Raw genomic sequence first — 17,789 nt, 5'->3', positions numbered from 1 at the left:
GGGAGGGGCTAAGAGTGGCGTTAGGTTCGGACGCCCAGCAGCACGCGACGCATGTCGCCGCGCGCGGTGATCGTCAGCCACAGCAGGTAAGGCAGCAGGAATCCGGCGCCAGCGAAAAACGCGACCAGCGCCAGCGCCAGGCCACCGGCGGAAAAGCCGTTGCGCCACGCCGTCCACAGCGCGGACAGGACGAGGAAGCACATAAAGTCGAGGTTGAACTGCCCCGGCCACGCCAGCTTCGCCATGTCGCCGAAGAACACGGGCAACAGGTCGATGCCGTGTCGGGCAATCACGACGCCGGTGTAGACCACCAGCACGAGCCACAGTGCAATCAGCAAGAGTTGAAACAGGCGCATCGTCACCCCCCCCTATCCGCCGAGCTTCTTGAGCGCCCAGTCTGCTGCCTCGCTTACCACCGGATCGGGGTCGTCCACCAGCGCCGCGACCGCCGGACGCAACGCCGGATCGCCGCTGTTCCCCGCCGCGATCAGGCAGTTTCGCACCATGCGGTCGCGCCCAATGCGCTTGATCGGAGAGCCGGAGAACACCTGCCTGAACCCCGCATCGTCGAGCGCGAGCAGGTCGGCGAGTTCGGGTGCGGTCAGTTCGGCGCGCGGGGCGAAGGCCAAGTTGCGCGCGGCAACCTGCGCGAACTTGTTCCAGGGGCAGACTGCGAGGCAATCGTCGCAGCCATAGATGCGGTTGCCGATGCCTTCGCGAAATTCCTCCGGGATCGGCCCCTTATGCTCGATCGTCAGATACGAAATGCAGCGCCGCGCATCGAGTGTGTAAGGTGCGGGGAAGGCATCGGTCGGGCAGGCGCGCTGGCAGGCGTCGCACGACCCGCAACGGTCCCGCCCCGGGGCGTCGGGTGCCAGCTCCAGCGTCGTGTAGATCGCGCCGAGGAACAGCCAGCTGCCATGCGACCGGCTGACCAGATTGGTGTGCTTGCCCTGCCAGCCCAGCCCCGCAGCCTCTGACAGCGGCTTTTCCATCACCGGGGCGGTGTCGACGAACACCTTGAGGTCGCACCCGGCCTCCTGCGCCAGCCAGCGGCCGAGCGCCTTCAGCGCCTTCTTGACCACGTCATGATAGTCCGCGCCCTGCGCATAGACCGAGATGCGGCCGCGATCTCCCTCCCCCGCCAGCGCGAGCGGATCGTATGCGGGGGCGTAGCTCATGCCCAGTGCGATCACGCTGCGCACTTCGGGCCACAGGCCGGCGGGGCTTTCGCGGTGGTGCGCGCGCTCCTCCATCCAGATCATGTCGCCATGGCGGCCCTCGGCGAGCCATTCGCGCAGGCGCTTCCCGGCGAGCGGGGCAGCGTCAGCCGACGCGAATCCGCACGCGGCAAAGCCCAGCTCCGCCGCCGTTTCGCGAATGCGCTCTTCGAGCGGGCGGGTCAGCATAGCTGCCCCGCGCGGCACCGGCCCGCTCCCCCACCCGGCCACCCATAGGAGAGTTGCGCTGGGTGGCCGGGTGGGGGAGCGGGCCGGTGCCGCTTCCGCGAAGCGGAAAAGAATCGACGTGCCTTGCGCTCATGCATCACCCCCCGCTACCACGGTAAGCCAAGCGAGGGGATTCCAGTTGCATCACGAATTGGCGGTCACCGCCCAAGGCCTCGTCAAACGCTTCGGCGACCGCCGCGTGGTCGATGGCGTCGATATCGCGGTGCCCAAGGGCATGATCTACGGCGTGCTTGGCCCCAATGGCGCGGGCAAGACCACGACGCTGCGTATGCTTCTTGGCATCATCGAGCCGGATGAGGGCGAGCGCACCATGCTGGGCAGCGCGAACCCGCGCCAGATGAGCGACCGGGTCGGCTATCTGCCCGAGGAACGCGGCCTGTACCCCAGCATGAAGGCGACCCACGCCATCGCGTTCATGGGCGCGTTGCGCGGGTTGGACTGGAAGACCGGGCGCAAGCGCGCGGTCGAGTTGATGGAGGCGGCGGGCCTCGGCCACGCCACCGACCAGAAAATCCGCAAACTGTCCAAGGGCATGGCGCAGCTCGTCCAGCTGCTCGGGTCGGTGGTGCATCAGCCCGACCTGCTGGTGCTCGACGAACCCTTTTCGGGCCTCGACCCGGTCAATCAGGAGCGGCTGGAAAAGCTGATCCTCGCCGAGCGGGATCGCGGCGCGACGATCCTGTTCTCGACGCACGTCATGGCGCATGCCGAACGGCTGTGCGACCGGCTGACGATCATCGCGGGCGGCAAGGTGCGGTTCGAGGGCAGCATGGCCGACGCGCGCGCGACCCTGCCGCACAAGGCGCATTATGTGCCGCACCGCGCCGATGCCGGCATCGCGGCGTTGCTGCCCGCCGATGCGGTCGAGGACAGCGCCGGCGGCTGGCGCTTTACCATGCCGGATGAGGGGATCGAGGCGTTGCTGGTCAAGCTGATCGACGCCGGATACGGCATTTCGGGCCTGTCGATCGAACGGCCGTCACTGCACGACGTGTTCGTCAAGATTGTCGGTGCACAGGCATTGGAAGAGGCGGCAGCGGCATGAACGGTTTCACCCGACTGGTGCGCCAGACGATGACGATCGCCCGCCGCGATTTCGTGGCGACGGTGTTCACCCCCACTTTCCTTCTGTTCCTGCTCGCGCCGCTGATGATGCTGGCGTTCGGCACGATCGGTGGCCTCGGCGCCGCGACGATGGCGAAGAGCGGCGATTCGCAGTCGCGCATCGTGATCCTTGCCAGTGGCGAGCAGGCGCGCTCGGCAATCGCGATGGACAAGCAGATGCGCCGCCTGTTCCGCGCCAGCGAGCAGCCGGCCAAGCTGATCGTCGAAGCGCCGAGTGCCAATCCGCGCGCGCAGGCCAAGGCGATGTTCGAGCGCAAGGGCGTCGATACCTATGCCGTCCTCTACGGCCCGTTCGAACGGCCACAGATCCTGCATGTCCAGAATGGTCCGCGCTCGGCCGAATATCTCGCGGAGCTGGCCAATCAGGTCCTGCGCGCGAATCGCGCTGGCACCGATGCGCCGCTGAGCGAAGCGACCAAGACGGTAATCTCCCGAACCACCACCTCGGCGAGCGGGCAGGGTCAGGCGGCGTTCTTCACCGTCTTCGCGCTGTTCATCGTCTCGTTGATGCTCGCGGGGCAGGTTGTCGGCACGATGGCGGAGGAGCGGTCGAACAAGGTGATCGAAATCCTCGCCGCCGCCGTCCCGCTGGAAAGCGTGTTCTTTGGCAAGCTGCTCGGCATGTTCGGCGTGGCGATCCTGTTCCTGCTGTTCTGGGGGACTGTGGTCGTCAATGTCGGCGCGTTCCTGCCCGGCAGGCTCGCAATCGCCTTCTCCGACATCGGCCCGGCGGTCGGCACGACGGCCTATGTGCTGTTGTTCCTTGCCTATTTCGTGATGGCCTATCTGCTGCTCGGCGCGGTGTTCCTGGGGCTGGGCGCGCAGGCGGCGACGCAGCGCGAGTTGCAGATGATGTCGCTGCCGATCACCATCTTCCAGGTCGCGATGTTCGGCTTTGCCTCGGCGGCGGCGGCAAGCCCGGACAGCTGGGTCGCCACCGCGGCGGAGCTGTTCCCGTTCAGCTCGCCCTTCGCGATGGCGGCGCGCGCGGCGAACTCGCCTGAGCTGTGGCGGCATTTCGCGGCGCTCGCGTGGCAGGCGCTGTGGGTGATCATCACGGTGACGATCGCCGCTCGGCTGTTCCGGCGCGGGGTGCTGCAATCGGGGAGTCCGAAGCTGCGGCGGAAGAAGGTGGTGGTAGCATAGCGCATTGCCGGCGACCGGCTTCCAACATAGCGACCAGTATCCACCGACGTGCAGGGGGCAACGATGCGGAATTGGGCGATTGGAAGCGCGCTGTTACTGGCGCTGACGGGTGGCGCGGCGGTGGCGCAGGAGGAGCATCTGGCGCGCAGTCTGCAGAGCTGTGAGAAAAGCTACCAACGGGCCGCTCGTATGGTGTGCAGTGCACCGGGCCAAGCTGACAATCCCGCGCCGTACCAGGATTGTCTCAACAAGATTCGCGAAAATCGCACCCGGTGCATCTCTCAGGCGCATATGCGTAACGACGCCTGGCAGCGGCGGACGCAAACCTTTAGGCGCGCGCCCGGACATCGCGGGCGCGGCTATTGACATTCCTGTAAGTTAATTCACTCTCCCGGAAAGACAGAATCCGGGAGAGTATCGCCATGGCCACCCTTGCGCCCGAAACCACGCCTGCGGTCGATCCGCTCGATGTGACCCGGCCTGAACTCTACAGCGAGGATCGCTGGCACGAACCCTTTGCGCGGCTGCGGGCCGAGGCGCCGGTGTACAAGTGCGAGACTAGCGCGTTCGGCCCCTATTGGTCGATCTCGACCTACAAGCCGATCGTCGAGGTCGAATCGCTCCCCGAACTCTACTCCTCCGAAGCCGGCGGGATCGTCGTCGCCGACCTGATGCCCGAAGACATCCGCATGCCGATGTTCATCGCGATGGACCGGCCCAAGCACACCGGCCAGCGCCGCACCGTCGCTCCCGCCTTCACGCCGAGCGAGATGGTGCGGATGACCGGCGACATCCGCCAGCGCACCGCTGAGATCCTCGACGCTCTGCCGGTCGGCGAGACGTTCGATTGGGTCGACCGCGTGTCGATCGAGCTGACGACGCAGATGCTGGCGCTGCTGTTCGACTTTCCGTGGGAGGAGCGGCGCAAGCTGACCCATTGGTCCGACTGGGCCGGGGATATCGAGATCGCCAAGGATCCGGTGAAGAAGGAAGAGCGCCGCGAAATCCTGTTCCAGTGTGCGGCGGAATTCGGCGCGCTGTGGAACAGCAAGGTGGGCAAGGCGCCGACGCCGGACCTGATTTCGATGATGATCCATTCCGACGCGATGAAGGAAATGGATCAGTTCGAGTTCCTTGGGAACCTGATCCTCCTGATCGTCGGGGGCAATGACACCACGCGCAATTCGATGAGCGCCTATGCCTGGGCGCTGGAGCAGTTTCCCGACGAGCGCGCGAAGCTGGAGGCCAATCCCGAACTGATCGCCAACGCGACGCAGGAGATCATCCGCTGGCAGACCCCGCTCGCGCATATGCGGCGCACCGCGACGCAGGATGCCGAGCTGATGGGGCAGAACATCCGCGCGGGCGACAAGCTGATCCTGTGGTATCTGTCGGCCAACCGCGACGAGAGCGTGTTCGAGCGCCCCAATGACATCATCGTCGATCGCGCCAATGCCCGCCGCCATCTGTCGTTCGGGCATGGCATCCACCGTTGCGTCGGCGCGCGGCTGGCGGAGCTGCAGATCGGCGTGCTGATGGAGGAAATGGCCAAGCGTCGCCTGCGCCCCAACGTCGTGTCGGAGCCGGAGCGGGTCGCGGCCTGCTTCGTCCATGGCTATAAGGCGATGCCGGTGGAGCTTAGCCGGTACTGACGCAATCATCCGGTGCGGCGGGCATGGCGGCGGGTCGCTTGCGGCCCAAGGTCCAGTTGCCCTGCATCCGCACCAGCGGGTTGGGGGCGCACCAGATCTCGCCGCCTTCGTCGAGCGCGGTGACCCAGATCAGGTTATGCTCCGGCCCGTAATCGATGACGGCAAAGGCATAGCCCTTGCCCTTGTCGATCACCTGGACCGGGATCGGTGGATCAAGCTGTTGAAATGCCATATATCGCTCGCCGCTGCCCCCGTGCTGCATGAAAGCCGGGAGCGTGCGTTGGTTCCGGCGGCGGCCTGTCGCATCGGTTGAAACCAAATCGCGTTCCGCCACGTAACTGGTAGTGAAGGGAGAAGCATGATGCGCATTCACCGTCGCCAGTTCTTCGGCGTCGTCGGCTCGGCGATGATCGTCGGATGCAGTTCGGACGAGAGCGAGGCCGCAGCCCAGAAGTTCGAAGTCACCCTGAGCGATGCCGAATGGCGCAAGCGGCTGACCCCTGCACAATATCGCATCCTGCGGCAGGAGGGGACCGAGCGCCCGTGGACCAGCCCGCTCAACAAGGAGAAGCGCGCAGGCGTGTTCGCCTGTGCCGGGTGCGGGCTGCCGCTCTATTCATCCAAGACGAAGTTCGAGAGCGGGACCGGCTGGCCGAGTTTCTGGGCGCCGCTCGACAATGCCGTGCGGACCAAATCGGATTTCTCGCTGGGCATGGCGCGGACCGAAGTGATCTGTCGCCGCTGTGGCGGGCATCTTGGCCACGTGTTCGACGATGGACCGCGCCCGACGGGCAAGCGGCATTGCATCAATGGCGTGGCGCTGAACTTCCGCGCCGCCTGACGCTTACTTCTGCAGCGAGGTTTCGATCCCGAACTTCGACAGGTCGATCTGCGCGATCGTCTCGCCACCGAACGGTGCGGCGTTGTTGCGCGGAGCGTCGCCCGAATAGATGAAGCCGTTGACGGGGTAGGTCGAGGTGCCAAGGCCGTTGTTCGACGCGAACCACACCTTCACCCGGCTCCAGTCGCCCGCTTCCGACACATCGATCGCGATCACGTCCTTCTCGACGCCGCCGCGGCGCGACCAGTTGGCGTGGGTGAGCAGCACCTGGCGCTCGTTCAGCACCTTCGACACCATCGCGACATGGCCAAGGCGCATCTTCTGGGTGGGAGCGAACGACATCACCGCGCCTTCGACCGGGGCGTCGCCACGGGCATAGCGCCCCTCGGCCTGTGCCCACCAGGTGTGCGCATTGCCATAGATTTCGATGCCGGAGACCGCACGGGCAAAGGGGGCACACTGCCAGAACTGGGCCTGAGCCGGCGTGGCGATCGTCGCCAGGCAAAGCGCGGCCATGAGCGCAAAACGCGCTTTCAGCGTCTGAAACATGGTGGAAAACCCCTTCCCCGATCTCTTAGGATGGGGATTGGCAGGGCGGTCGCGGGCTGACCACCCCCCGCACCTGTATATCCGATGAATCGTTTCGTCGGGGCGATGACTTGCGGAACGCGGCGCGTTGCGACGCAACAGACGCTTACGGACGACTACCTATGCCGCGTGAATCCGCGTCGGGCGCGACCAGCCAGCCGCTCCGCGCCCTATGGTGAATGAACCGATCATCCACAACGGGTTCGGTCGCACTGTTCCGGGCGCAACATGGTTTGTTGCGCAAAAGCCGCACGCCGCGATCGTTTCAAAAGTGACTGACTCGGTTCGCCGCAGCCATGTTGCGTTGCAATAGATGCTGTGATCACATGCTTAACGCGAGGCGACGCACTGTTATCGCGTCGTTAACCATGCGGGGGGCATGATCGCGAGTGGGCAAATGAGTGGGGTGGGAGTGTAGTCAATGAGTGCACGGAGCAAGCCGGCCGAAGGGGCCATGACCCTCGCCGAGATGAAGGAATTTGCGGGGTTCGCCGCAGCGACGCAGCGCTATATCCGCCGCGCGCTCGACATCGGCCTCGACCGCGACGACGCCATGGAGCGCTGGTCGCGTGACGTGGTCGAAGCGGCAAGCATCCGTGCCCAGGCGCACATCTATGACCGGCTTCCCGAAATCCGCGCGCTGATCCCCGACGATACCGGCCTCGATGCGATGGAGCCGTTCCTTGCGCCGCTGATCACCGTCACCGCGTTCGACCTGTCGCAGGGGCGGCTGACCAGCTTCTCGGCCTATCGCTTCCTCTATGAGCGGCTGGTCGGGGCCGAGGTACGTCCGTGGCTTCCCGCTGCATTCTGTTCCGCCGCAGCGCTGCCGCATCTCCACCCGGACCTGCGCCGCAAGCTGCTCCAGTCGATCAGCGAAGCCGCCGCGACCGCATCGGGCTGGTCCAACCGCCAGCCGGCCTTTTACCCGCAATGGGTGGAGAAGGTTGAGGCAGGGGCGCTGCCGAATTGAGTTCCGATTGATCCTCCCCCTGGCGGGGGAGGATTTGGGGGCTAACGACACGCCCGCCACCCCATCGCGCCGCGCTCGGCCTGATCGAAGTGAAAATGGTCGCGATGGGCTTCGTTGTAGTCCGGTGACAGCACGGTCGCGAACAGGTCGCAGCCGCCATCGCGCACCGCGCGCAGGAATTGCGCCTTCTTCCCCTCCCCCGCCCAGTCGCCGATCAGGGTGATGCGCGTGCCGTCTGCCAGCCGGAAGGCGGCGATGTCGACGGCGTCGGCGGTGGCGTGCTCGCTCCAGCTTGCGCCTTCGCGATTATACATGCGGCGGCAATTGTAGCTGCCGAAATGCTCGATCTCCGCGACGCGCTGACCGAAGATGCGCTGGGCGGCGGGCTGGACGACTTCCCATTCCCATACCGAGAGTCCCGCCGCGACCGGGCAGGATACGCCCAAGTCAGCGGGCGCAAAACCGATCCGCCGCGCTCCGCCTTTGGTCAAGCGCACCGCGTCGGTATAGCCGCAGCCCTGGCCCTCCGTGCGTGCCGGCAGCGCGGTGTAGCGGATGCCAGCCTTGTCGAGCGCGGCGCGGCAGGCGGGGAAATCATCGGTCAGCGCGGTCAACTTGCGTCCGGTGAACATGCCGACGGGCTGGGACAGATCGACCTTCGTCCAGGGCAGATCCTGTGGCCGGTTGCGCAGCATCGCATAGACGAGCAGCGCCAGCGTCAGCAGCAGCGCGGCGATAACGATCGCGGCGATCGAAGTGCGCAGCGCCTTCATGCCCGCAGCGCGGCGCCCAGCGGTTGCGCGGTGACCGGATAGCCCAGCCCTTCGGGAATGCAGAGATGGTCCACGCCGTCGCGCGCCTCGATCCAGGGGGTGATGGTTTCGATCGGATGCGCCCGCGCGTCGGCGACCGCATCGTTGAAGCTGTTGAACAACGCCAGCCGCTCAAGGTTGCGTCGCGTGGGGAAGATCATCCGCACTTTGCCTGCGTCGGCAGCGGCAAGCGTGTCGCGCGCGCTCGACCAGAAGAGCTCGCTATTTTCATTGCCGTCCACCGCCGGCGCGGGCGCACCATCAGGCCAGCGGGTGAGGTAGAAGCGCGTGTCGAAGATGCGATGCGCGACACCCTGATGCGGCATCCAGCGGGCGAAGGGGACGAGCGCGGCGGCGTCAAACGCACCGCCCGCGATCACCTCCGCGAACGGAGTGCCATCATAGAGCGCACGCCGCGCGGCGGGCAGGTCGGGCAGGTCGACGCCGATCGCGACCCCCGCCTCCTCCACCGTCTCCCGCACCGCCGCCACCCGCGCGGCGAGATCGTCGGGGTCGCCATTGAGGGTCGCGGCAAAAGCGTGATCGCCCGCATCCACCCGCCCGCCGGGAAACACCACCGCCCCACCCGCAAACCGCATCGCCGCCGAGCGTTCGAGCATCAGCAGCTCGGGCGGTCCGTCGCTCCGTTCGCGGAACACGACCAGCGTCGCGGCGGGGATGGAGGTGAGGTCTTCGGGCATTGGGGACGGGTGTATGGCGTGGGGGGCGGATGAGCAATGCGCCGACACGTCCGCATCCACCCTGTTGCAGACCTAGAGGTTCAGGTGCAGCCTGCTGTCCGAAAGTTCTTTGGCTATTCGATGAGATTCGGAGTTGCTTGGATAAAATGGCGGGCACTTGGCAGTTAGCATTTGCGGCGACGTTTGCGACACTCGGTTCGAGTGCTGCTCAGAAAGATCCTATTGATCTGCTAAAGCCGGAAATGTTCGTCCGTTCGGAAGATCAGGAAAGAGCGCGACACATTGGCAAACCGTGTGCGGCGGCTGATGTTGGTCGGGGGTGCCATCGCTATAATGACGCACTTTGGCGGGACACACCGTGTTCCTACTTGATCGATGCCGACACAATCGGTTCACTACCGACCGATCAGTGCTTCAAAATGGAAGAAGCCCGTCGGTTTCGAGGCGTTTGGATCAACGATTTTGAAGGCCAAGCTTTTATTCCCGAAGGCACAAAGCCGCCCGAATGGCCAGCCGATAATCTTGATAAAACGCAATGGCGAAAACAGTTCGATGTTGCTCGCGCCCAAGCTATTTGGCTGGATATGAGCCGAGTTGAGGCAAGCGCTGGGCTTCGGACAAAAGCGCGAAAAGTGCTGGTCGAGTTTATCGGACGAAAGACAGCTTATCCTGGCTTTTATGGTCACATGGGCATGTCAGGACATGAGATAATCGTCGATCAGCTGATTTCTGCGAAGCCCGTTGAATAGAGCACGACTTCCATGTTGAAGTTCCCCATTCCGCTCTCCACTCGGAACGCCCCCTAAATCAACACCGCCTGCTCCCCACCCACCCGCTCGCGCGGCGCAGTCCGGAACGCCGCCGCATGGTCCACCAGCGGAATGTCCGGCCGCCGCCCGCGAAACAGGTCCTCGACCGTCAGGATCTGCATCCGCGCATAGCTCCGCCCGGTCGCCTCGCTATGAAACCGCCCCACCGCCGCCGCTTCGCGGAGCATCGGGGCGGAGGGGGGACAGCGGGTGATGATCACCCCGATCGGCGCACGCTCGCGCTCCATCGCCGAGTGGAGATCACGCACCACGCCCACGCCGACGCGCTCGCCGCTTTTCACCGACACCAGCGCCCGTGCGGTCTCACGGCCTTCGTGACGGAAATAGATGATGCCGTCGATCCCGCCATCCGCGCCCTTGCGCCGCCCGCCGAACGGCACCGCGTCGATCATCGCCACCGCCCACCATTGGAACTGATACGGGTCGCGTCGCGCGAGATCGGCGGCCGAGGCGCAGTCGCGCGGCGTCCCCTCGACCCGCAGCGCCACGCCGGGAAAGGCATCGCGCATCCGCTTTTCGATCAAACCGATAGCGAGGTGCGTGATGTCGATCCCCGCCCAGCGTCGCCCGAGCTTTTCCGCCGCATGCACCGCGGTGCCGCAGCCGCAGAACGGGTCGAGCACCAGATCGCCGGGGTCGGACGAGGCGGCGATGATCCGTTCGAGCAACGCGATCGGCTTTTGCGTGGGGTAGCATAGCCGCTCCTGCGCCTGCGAATTGAGCGCGGGGATGTCGCTCCACAGCGCCTGCACCGGCGACCCGCGCGCCTCGTCCAGATAGCGTTTGAGCCGGATGCCGCCGGTGCGGGTGAAGTGCAGCCGCTCCTCCCGGTCCAGCCGCTCCATCGTCTCGACCGGCATCCGCCAGTATGACGTCACACCCTTATAGGCATAGTGATAGCCACCGCCCGACAGCCCCTTGGCGGTCAGATTGTCGTCCATCCACAGCCGCCCGTCGGGATCGCGGTTGCGGAAGCGGGCGGCATAGTCGGCGTCATAGGGGGTGAAGAGCGGGTTCCAGCGCGGCTTTGCGCCCTTTGAATAGAACAGGATCGTGTCGGTGTTGCGCCCGTAACGGCCGCCATCGCTGTGCGCGGCGGTGCGCTTCCACGTGATCTCGTTGCGGAACCGCTCCGCCCCGAACACCGCGTCGAGCAGCAATTTGAGGTAGTGGCTCGCGGTCGGGTCGCAGTGGAGATAGAGGCTGCCCTCAGCCTTCAACACGCGGTGCAGTTCGATCAGGCGGATCGCCATCATCGCGAGATACGCCATCATGTCGTTGGTGCCGAGCGCGCTGCGGAAGGCGGCGAGCAGGTCGAACGCCTTGCTGTGGCCGCTCCGCATCACCTGATCGAAGGCGTCCGCCGCCGCGTCGTTCCAGTGCCAGCTGTCCTTGAATGCCTCGACCTGCGCATCGGCCTCGCCTCCTTCGGGCGAGCGGAACAGGATGTTATAGTTGGCGCGCGAGTTGAACGGCGGGTCGAGATAGACGAGGTCGACGCACCCGTCCGGGAAACTGGTCCGCAGAACATCCAGATTATCCCCATAGAACAGGGAGTTGGCGACACTCATCCGGTCCTCCCACCGCGTCGTGCGATCGGGGAACATTATCGGAACATGTGCGCGTCGGGGCGATGATCCCATCCGTTGCGGACCCATTTGCTGTGGGTGCAGCTTAGGTCGGCGGCGACGGCGGGGACGAGCGGAGATGGATCGAGAATGGAGCGTAATCGCGCCCGCTTTGGATCGGGTGCGTTAAGATTTTGGCGGCGCGGTCGAGTCGCGCACCGTCAGCGACGGCGTGACCACCACCGGCGTGTCGAGCGCCGCGCGGCAGGAGCGCGCGCCGATGATCAACTCGACCGCGCGCGCGGTCACCGCCGCAATCGGCTGCTCGATCGCGGTCAGCGGCGGGTGGGCGAAGCGGACCACTGGCGTATCGTCGAAGCTGACGATCGACAAATCGCCGGGCACCGCGAGGCCACGCGCCCGCGCCACCTCCAGCGTCGCCATCGCCATCTGATCGTTGCTGGCGATGATCGCGGTCGCGCCGGCGTCGATCAGTTCGGGCGCGCAGACGCGTCCGGATTCGATGCTGAAATCACCCTGCGCCAGCATCCCTTCGGTCGACAGGCCCGCCTCCGCCATCGCCGCGCGCCAGCCATCGACGCGCCAGCCGCTGAGCTCATATTCGAGCGACCCGGAAATGAAGCCGATCCGGCGATGCCCCAGCTCGACCAGATGCCGCGTCGCCATCGCGGCGGCGAGATCGTCGCCCATGGTCAGCCGGAACCCCGGCCCCGGCATCAGCGATCCGATCCGCGCCTGTTCGATCCCCGCAGCATCGAGCAGCGCCATGATCTTGGGATTGGCCGAGTGCGGCGGGGTCAGCAGCACGCCGTCGGGCTGAAGCGCGGCGATTGCGGCGGACAGTTCCCGCTCGATATGGTCGCTATGCGTGTCAACCAGCTCGACGATCAGGCGATAGCCATGTTCGGCGCAGGTCAGCATCCCGCCGAACAGCATCTGATCGACCCAGTCGGTGCCCTCGCGCGACTTCCAGCCGTCGATCGTGCGCTCGCGATCGTTGAGCGCCATGACCAGGTAGGAGCGCGATCCGCTCATCCGCTGTGCAGCGATCGACGGGACATAGCCCAGCCGCGCGATCGATTCCTGCACACGCGCCATCATCTCAGGCCGGACGTTCGGCTCCTTGTTGATGACGCGGCTCACCGTCTGCAGCGAGACCCCGGCGTCCGCTGCGACATGCTTGATCGTGACCGCCTGTTTCCTTCGCGCCATCAGGCAGCTGCGGGCTCAGCGGCGCCGCAATAGCGGGCGACATAGGCGGCATGGTCGGGAAGGCCAGCGACGGTGCGCGTCACATCCTGCCGGATCATGCCGAGCAGGCGGTCGAGCTCATCGTCGTTGAGCTTGCCCGCGATCGGGTGCCATGCGCGCGGCTCGATCCCCTGCCCCAGCATCACCTGCACCCAGCTATTCTCGGCGAACAGCTCCTCGTTCCGGCGGAACACGCGGGCGGTTTCGCGGAACAGTTCGATCTTCTGCGCCAGGCTGTCGGGCACGTCCATCGCGGCGCATTGCCGCCAGAAGGGCGAATCGCGGCGGTCGGTGGCCTTGTAGTGGAGGATCAGGAAGTCGCGGATCTGCTCCATGTCCTGGAACTGCTGGTCGTTGAATTCGGCGATGTCGCGCGGGCTGATCTCCCCCTGCGGCATCATCCGGACGAGGCGCAGGATCGCGCGCTGAATCAGGTGGATCGAGGTGGATTCGAGCGGCTCCATGAACCCGCCCGACAGGCCGATCGCGATGCAGTTGCGATGCCATTGCTTGCGCCGCGCGCCGGTCTGGAAGCGGATCTTGTTGGGCGCGGTCAGCGGCTCGCCCTCGATATTGCCGAGCAGCCGTTCGAGCGCAGCGTCATGGTCGAGATAGCGGCTGCAATAGACGATTCCGTTGCCGGTGCGGTGCTGCAGCGGGATGCGCCATTGCCAGCCGGCGTCATGCGCCATCGCGCGGGTATAGGGCACCGGCGGGCGGACATTGGGCGTCTGCAACGCGATCGCGCTGTCGCATGGCAGCCAATGGGTCCAGTCGTCATAGCCCGCGTGCAGCGCGCCTTCGATCAGCAGCGCGCGAAAGCCGGTGCAGTCGAGGAACAGGTCACCCTCGATCCGGCGGCCACCGTCCAGTTCCAGCGCGGCGATGTCGCCGCTTTCGCCGTTCAGCTCGACGCGCGCGATCTTGCCCTCGATCCGCGTGACCCCATCGGTTTCCGCCATCTGGCGCAGGAACCGGGCATAGAGGCCGGAATCGAGCTGATAGGCGTAGTTGACCTTGTTGTCGGGCAGCTGCGCGAACTTGCTCTGCAACGCGGCGACCAGCTCAAGGCAGTAATCGTCATAGGACTGGGTGTGCCCGCGGCTGCGCCCCTCCAGCCAATAATGCTGGAAGCCGGCCGCCCAATGGTCCTTCCCGGTATAGCCGAAGCTGTGGAAATAGCGGTCGCCCGGCTGTTTCCAATTGTCGAACAGGATGCCCAGCTTGAACGTCGCCTGGGTGGCGCGCATGAACTCGGCTTCGTTGATGCCGAGCAGGCGGTTATAGGTGACCAGCGGGGGGATCGTGGATTCGCCCACGCCGACGGTGCCGATCGCTTCGGATTCGATCAGCGTGACGCTGGCCGTGCGCCCCATGGTGCGGGCAATCGCAGCGGCGGCCATCCAGCCGGCGGTGCCACCACCGGCGACAACAATCTTCTTCATGCGACTTCCTTCATCGGCCAAGCTGCCGCAGCAAATAGGAACGCAGCCGCGACGCGGTCTCGGGCGTCAGCGGGTCGAGCACGCCGCGCCCGCCCTGCGGAATATGCGCGGTCACGCCGTCATCGGCCTCGAACACATAATGGTCGAACAACTCGCGCCAATGCACCTTGGCTTCCGGCGGCAGGTCGCGGATCGACAGGATCGCGTGGTTGAGCGCGTCCTGCGGCTGGCCGAGCCATGCCGGAGTCTCGCGCCACCAATAGTTTACGAGCACGTTGAACGGCTCCAGCCCCTCGACATGGTGATACCACATCGACGGGATGTGCAGCGTGTCGCCGGGTTCCAGCTCCACGGTTTGCGCATGCGCCAGCGCCTCGTGGAAGCGCGGATACTGGGCCAAGTCGGGCGCGTGGAAATCGACCATGCTGATCGTGCGCCCGGCCGGGGTATTGTCGATCGGGCCGAGATAGAGGTTGCGGAACTGGTCGGGCGGAAACAGCGTGAAGCGGCGGCGGCCCACCGCAACACAGGCGAGGTTGGCGGGCGTGTCGTTATGCGCCGCGATCCGCGTGCGCGTGCCGATCCAGATGCTCGCCAGGCACTGGCGATCGCCCAGATCGACATGGTTGGCCTGATGCAGCCCGGGAAAGAAATCATGGATGTCGATCGAGGCGAGATAGATCGGCGGCGCGGCGGGATAGGGTTCGATCGCGTCGATCTGCGCGAAAATCTCGGGCAGCTTGCCGCGCAGCTGGCGGAAATTCATGCCCATGCCGGCATCGTAGAACAGGCGCGGGTCGTTACCCGACGCGCCCACCGCAACGGTGAACGGCACGTCGCGACGATGGTGCAACAGATAGTCGCGCGCAGCCCGGCCCGACTCCAGCCCCGCGCGGACCAACGGCCAGTCCCGCACCAGCCCGCGCACCACGAACGGCGCGGTCGCAGCGCGCAAGTGCGCGTCGAGCGCGGCGGCATCGGCCACCGCGACCTCCGGCACCTGCGCCAGGCCGGTCAGGATGCCGGGATCGGCCTCAGCCATCCGCGACCCGCCGGTTCTTGCGCGCGACCAGCGCGGTGAAGTTGCCGATCGACGCGACCGCCATGAACAGCGGCATCAGATGTCCATCGCGATGCAGATCGGCGAGCGCGTCGCCATCAAGGCCGCGCAGCCGATCCTCGTTCACCGTGTGAAATCCGACCAGCCGGTTGACCGATCCGTTGTCGAGCGTGACCTCAAGTGTCAGCGCTTCGATCAGGTCGTGGCGGCGCAGCGCGGCGAAAAAGTCGGACGACCCCTGCCAGCCCGCGTCCAGCACGCCGAGCTGTTCGGCGATGGTCTCGAGATAAGGGGTCGGGCGGCCGGTATCGTCGAACACGCGCACGCCCTCCGCGTCGGCGATCCGCGGGCTGGCCAGATCGACATGCACCTGTTTGGGGGCATCCGCTGACCCCGATCCACCGATCAGGAATGGCTGAATGTCGATCGCCAGCGGGATATAGGCCGCATCCCACCGGTCGCCTTCAAGGAACAGGTTCTCGCCATCCTCGAACCCGAGCAGCGCGACCGCCAGAAACTCGTCGCGTTCGGTATTGCGACGAAACAGGATCGGGTAGTGCGCCTGCACCTGACGGAACTCGTCGGGCGTGGTCACACAGAACATCACCGCATCGCCCAGCGTGGCATCGCGCTCGCGGCGGACACGCAGGTCGCGATGGTCTTCGGCGGTCAACAGAACATGGTTGGTCATGAGGTCTCCAGCGCCGTGCGTGGCGCGGCGGCGCGCAACGCGTCAAGATAGGCGCGGTTGGTGGGAAGGCTGGCGGCGAGCGTGCGGCCGCGCTGCGCGGCTTGGGCGATGCCGCGCGTCACGGCTTCGGGGTCGCTCGCGATGACGGCGGGCGGCGGGACCGGAAAGCCCATGCCGTACAGCACGAACTGATAGCTGACGGCCGGAAAAATCTCGTCGACCATCGGAAAGTCCGCGATCGAGGGTGGCTGATGCCGCCACAGCTCCAGCAGCTCCGCCAGCCGGTCAGGGATGCTCGCGGGATCGCGATGCGCGCGCCAATAGGGGTCGGTGCGCGTGCTCGGCACATAATGGAGCTTGAGGAACTCGACGATCCGGTCCCAGCGATAGCGGAACAGCGCATTGAAGCGACGCGCATGAATGTCCATCGCACCGCGCGTCGTCGGGAAATTGTCGATCAGCGCATTGAGCGACAATTCGATCAGCACGATCGCCGACGCTTCGAGCGGTTCGAGGAAGCCGGCGGACAGGCCGACCGCGACACAATTACGCTCCCAGAAGCGTTCGCGATGGCCCGAACGGAAGCTCAGCTTGCGCGCGCCCAATTCAGCCGGATCGCGCCCGAGATAGGCGGCCAGCGTCTTTGCGGCCTCGTCGTCGTCCATGAAGGCAGAGGCATAGACGCACCCCACCCCGCGCCGCGTGGGCAGGCCGATGTCCCAGATCCATCCGGCGGCGTGCGCGGTCGCATCGGTCTGTGACGCGATCGGGCTGGCGGGATCGACCGGTACTTGTACTGCCAGCGCGCGGTCGTTGAACAGCACGTCGCTGCGATCGATGAACGGCACGCCGAAATGCCCGCCGAGGAGCATCGAGGCATGGCCGGTGCAATCGATGAACAGGTCACCCGCAATCGCCTCGCCATCGCGGATGCGGACTGCGGCGATGTCGCCATCTTCGGTCGCATCGATCCCGGTGACATGCCCGCGCACATGCCGCACGCCGAGCCGTTCGACCCCGTGGCGCGCGAGCAGCGCGGCGAGCTTCGCGGCGTCGAGATGATAGGCGTAGTTGAGCGCACCGCCATAGCCCGGCATCGCGCGCTGGCGCGGGGCGAGGTGCAGATCGCACACCCCCGGCTGGGGCGAGACCGCAGCCGCAAAGGGCTGGTCACCCGCCGCCTCGCGCCACCCCGCGATCAGCGCGTGCGCGTCGCCGTCGACCGGCGGGCTGAACGGGTGATAATAGGCGTCGTCAGCCGCGCCACTGGCCCAGCCGATGAAACGCGATCCCTGTTTGAACGATGCGTCGCAGGCGGTGAGGAACTCCGCCTCGTCAATCCCGATTCGCTGCAGCGTGTGCCGCATCGTCGGCCATGTCCCCTCGCCGACGCCGATCGTCGGAATGTCGGGGGATTCGATCAGGGTGACGCACACACCGCGCGCACGCGCCGCAATCAGGCACGCCGACAACCATCCGGCGGTTCCCCCACCGACGATGACGATCCGGACCCCTGCCTGTTCCACCACTTTATCCTGTCAGCTCCAATCACGACCGCGCACCGCGCGACCATCCTGCAACTTGTGCATCCCCCAAGAAAAAAGGGCCACCCTCGA

The 17,789-nt window shown here is 65.8% G+C and carries 18 protein-coding genes; 6 read left to right on the top strand and 12 right to left on the bottom strand.

The window, feature by feature from the left end:
* Positions 1 to 20: 20 nt before the first annotated feature.
* Entirely contained in the window at positions 21 to 356 is a 336-nt protein-coding gene (locus VGN66_RS06005; RefSeq protein ID WP_327517949.1) for a hypothetical protein, read from the bottom strand.
* A 12-nt stretch (positions 357 to 368) separates the two neighbouring features.
* On the bottom strand, positions 369 to 1,409 hold the full coding sequence (gene queG / locus VGN66_RS06000) for a tRNA epoxyqueuosine(34) reductase QueG (RefSeq protein ID WP_327517948.1): 1,041 nt from the start codon (positions 1,407 to 1,409) through the stop codon (positions 369 to 371).
* Between the two features lie 178 nt (positions 1,410 to 1,587).
* On the opposite strand from queG, the gene VGN66_RS05995 reads away from it, so the two are divergent.
* From VGN66_RS05995 to VGN66_RS05985, 3 genes are all read left to right on the top strand, one after another.
* A complete protein-coding gene (locus VGN66_RS05995) occupies positions 1,588 to 2,514 on the top strand; it encodes an ABC transporter ATP-binding protein (RefSeq protein WP_224921356.1) in 927 nt (308 codons plus the stop codon).
* Positions 2,511 to 3,740 (top strand): ABC transporter permease, encoded by a 1,230-nt coding sequence (locus VGN66_RS05990; RefSeq protein WP_327517947.1) that lies wholly within the window; start codon positions 2,511 to 2,513, stop codon positions 3,738 to 3,740. Before VGN66_RS05995 ends, VGN66_RS05990 begins: the two co-directional genes overlap by 4 nt.
* Positions 3,741 to 4,162: 422 nt before the next feature.
* The gene (locus tag VGN66_RS05985) at positions 4,163 to 5,392 is read left to right on the top strand and encodes a cytochrome P450 (protein ID WP_327517946.1); all 1,230 of its coding nucleotides are present in this window, start codon (positions 4,163 to 4,165) and stop codon (positions 5,390 to 5,392) included.
* Here VGN66_RS05985 and VGN66_RS05980 read toward each other — a convergent pair.
* Complete coding sequence (locus VGN66_RS05980; protein WP_327517945.1) at positions 5,379 to 5,624, bottom strand: hypothetical protein; 246 nt, start codon at positions 5,622 to 5,624, stop codon at positions 5,379 to 5,381. The two genes, VGN66_RS05985 and VGN66_RS05980, sit on opposite strands and share 14 nt — an antisense overlap.
* A 129-nt stretch (positions 5,625 to 5,753) precedes the next feature.
* On the opposite strand from VGN66_RS05980, the gene msrB reads away from it, so the two are divergent.
* Positions 5,754 to 6,233, top strand: a complete 480-nt coding sequence (msrB, locus tag VGN66_RS05975) for a peptide-methionine (R)-S-oxide reductase MsrB (RefSeq protein WP_414713180.1) — start codon at positions 5,754 to 5,756, stop codon at positions 6,231 to 6,233.
* 3 nt (positions 6,234 to 6,236) lie between these two features.
* Here msrB and VGN66_RS05970 read toward each other — a convergent pair whose 3' ends face one another.
* Positions 6,237 to 6,749 carry a CHAP domain-containing protein gene (locus tag VGN66_RS05970; RefSeq protein ID WP_327517943.1) on the bottom strand — a complete coding sequence of 171 codons (513 nt, stop codon included), beginning with the start codon at positions 6,747 to 6,749 and terminating at the stop codon, positions 6,237 to 6,239.
* A gap of 493 nt (positions 6,750 to 7,242) precedes the next feature.
* Between VGN66_RS05970 and VGN66_RS05965 the strand changes: the two genes are divergently transcribed.
* On the top strand, positions 7,243 to 7,794 hold the full coding sequence (locus tag VGN66_RS05965) for a hypothetical protein (protein WP_224921350.1): 552 nt from the start codon (positions 7,243 to 7,245) through the stop codon (positions 7,792 to 7,794).
* A gap of 41 nt (positions 7,795 to 7,835) precedes the next feature.
* Here the strand turns inward: VGN66_RS05965 and VGN66_RS05960 are convergent, their stop codons facing one another.
* Positions 7,836 to 8,567, bottom strand: a complete 732-nt coding sequence (locus VGN66_RS05960; protein WP_327517942.1) for an extensin family protein — start codon at positions 8,565 to 8,567, stop codon at positions 7,836 to 7,838.
* Positions 8,564 to 9,307 (bottom strand): NUDIX hydrolase, encoded by a 744-nt coding sequence (locus VGN66_RS05955; RefSeq protein WP_327517941.1) that lies wholly within the window; start codon positions 9,305 to 9,307, stop codon positions 8,564 to 8,566. The genes VGN66_RS05960 and VGN66_RS05955 overlap by 4 nt, the downstream gene beginning before the upstream one ends.
* 368 nt (positions 9,308 to 9,675) lie before the next feature.
* Here VGN66_RS05955 and VGN66_RS05950 point away from each other — a divergent pair, with 368 nt between their 5' ends.
* On the top strand, positions 9,676 to 10,056 hold the full coding sequence (locus VGN66_RS05950) for a hypothetical protein (RefSeq protein WP_327517940.1): 381 nt from the start codon (positions 9,676 to 9,678) through the stop codon (positions 10,054 to 10,056).
* A 53-nt stretch (positions 10,057 to 10,109) separates the two neighbouring features.
* Here the strand turns inward: VGN66_RS05950 and VGN66_RS05945 are convergent, their stop codons facing one another.
* The 6 genes from VGN66_RS05945 to VGN66_RS05920 all read right to left on the bottom strand — a co-directional run bounded on the left by VGN66_RS05945 (position 10,110) and on the right by VGN66_RS05920 (position 17,699).
* Positions 10,110 to 11,708 (bottom strand): DNA methyltransferase, encoded by a 1,599-nt coding sequence (locus VGN66_RS05945; RefSeq protein ID WP_327517939.1) that lies wholly within the window; start codon positions 11,706 to 11,708, stop codon positions 10,110 to 10,112.
* 183 nt (positions 11,709 to 11,891) lie between these two features.
* Complete coding sequence (locus VGN66_RS05940) at positions 11,892 to 12,938, bottom strand: LacI family DNA-binding transcriptional regulator (RefSeq protein WP_327517938.1); 1,047 nt, start codon at positions 12,936 to 12,938, stop codon at positions 11,892 to 11,894.
* Entirely contained in the window at positions 12,938 to 14,422 is a 1,485-nt protein-coding gene (locus VGN66_RS05935) for a tryptophan halogenase family protein (RefSeq protein WP_327517937.1), read from the bottom strand. The genes VGN66_RS05940 and VGN66_RS05935 overlap by 1 nt, the downstream gene beginning before the upstream one ends.
* 10 nt (positions 14,423 to 14,432) lie before the next feature.
* Positions 14,433 to 15,464, bottom strand: a complete 1,032-nt coding sequence (locus tag VGN66_RS05930; protein ID WP_327517936.1) for a cupin-like domain-containing protein — start codon at positions 15,462 to 15,464, stop codon at positions 14,433 to 14,435.
* Positions 15,457 to 16,173, bottom strand: coding sequence for a SapC family protein (locus tag VGN66_RS05925; protein WP_327517935.1), 717 nt, complete (start codon positions 16,171 to 16,173; stop codon positions 15,457 to 15,459). The genes VGN66_RS05930 and VGN66_RS05925 overlap by 8 nt, the downstream gene beginning before the upstream one ends.
* The gene (locus VGN66_RS05920) at positions 16,170 to 17,699 is read right to left on the bottom strand and encodes a tryptophan halogenase family protein (protein WP_327517934.1); all 1,530 of its coding nucleotides are present in this window, start codon (positions 17,697 to 17,699) and stop codon (positions 16,170 to 16,172) included. The genes VGN66_RS05925 and VGN66_RS05920 overlap by 4 nt, the downstream gene beginning before the upstream one ends.
* Positions 17,700 to 17,789 lie beyond the last annotated feature (90 nt).

Origin of the sequence: Sphingomonas sp., assembly GCF_035998645.1 — a bacterium.
Classification (GTDB): Bacteria; Pseudomonadota; Alphaproteobacteria; order Sphingomonadales; family Sphingomonadaceae; genus Sphingomonas.
The sequence above is the reverse complement of the archived record's forward strand: the minus strand, read 5'-3'. Positions and strand labels throughout refer to the sequence as shown.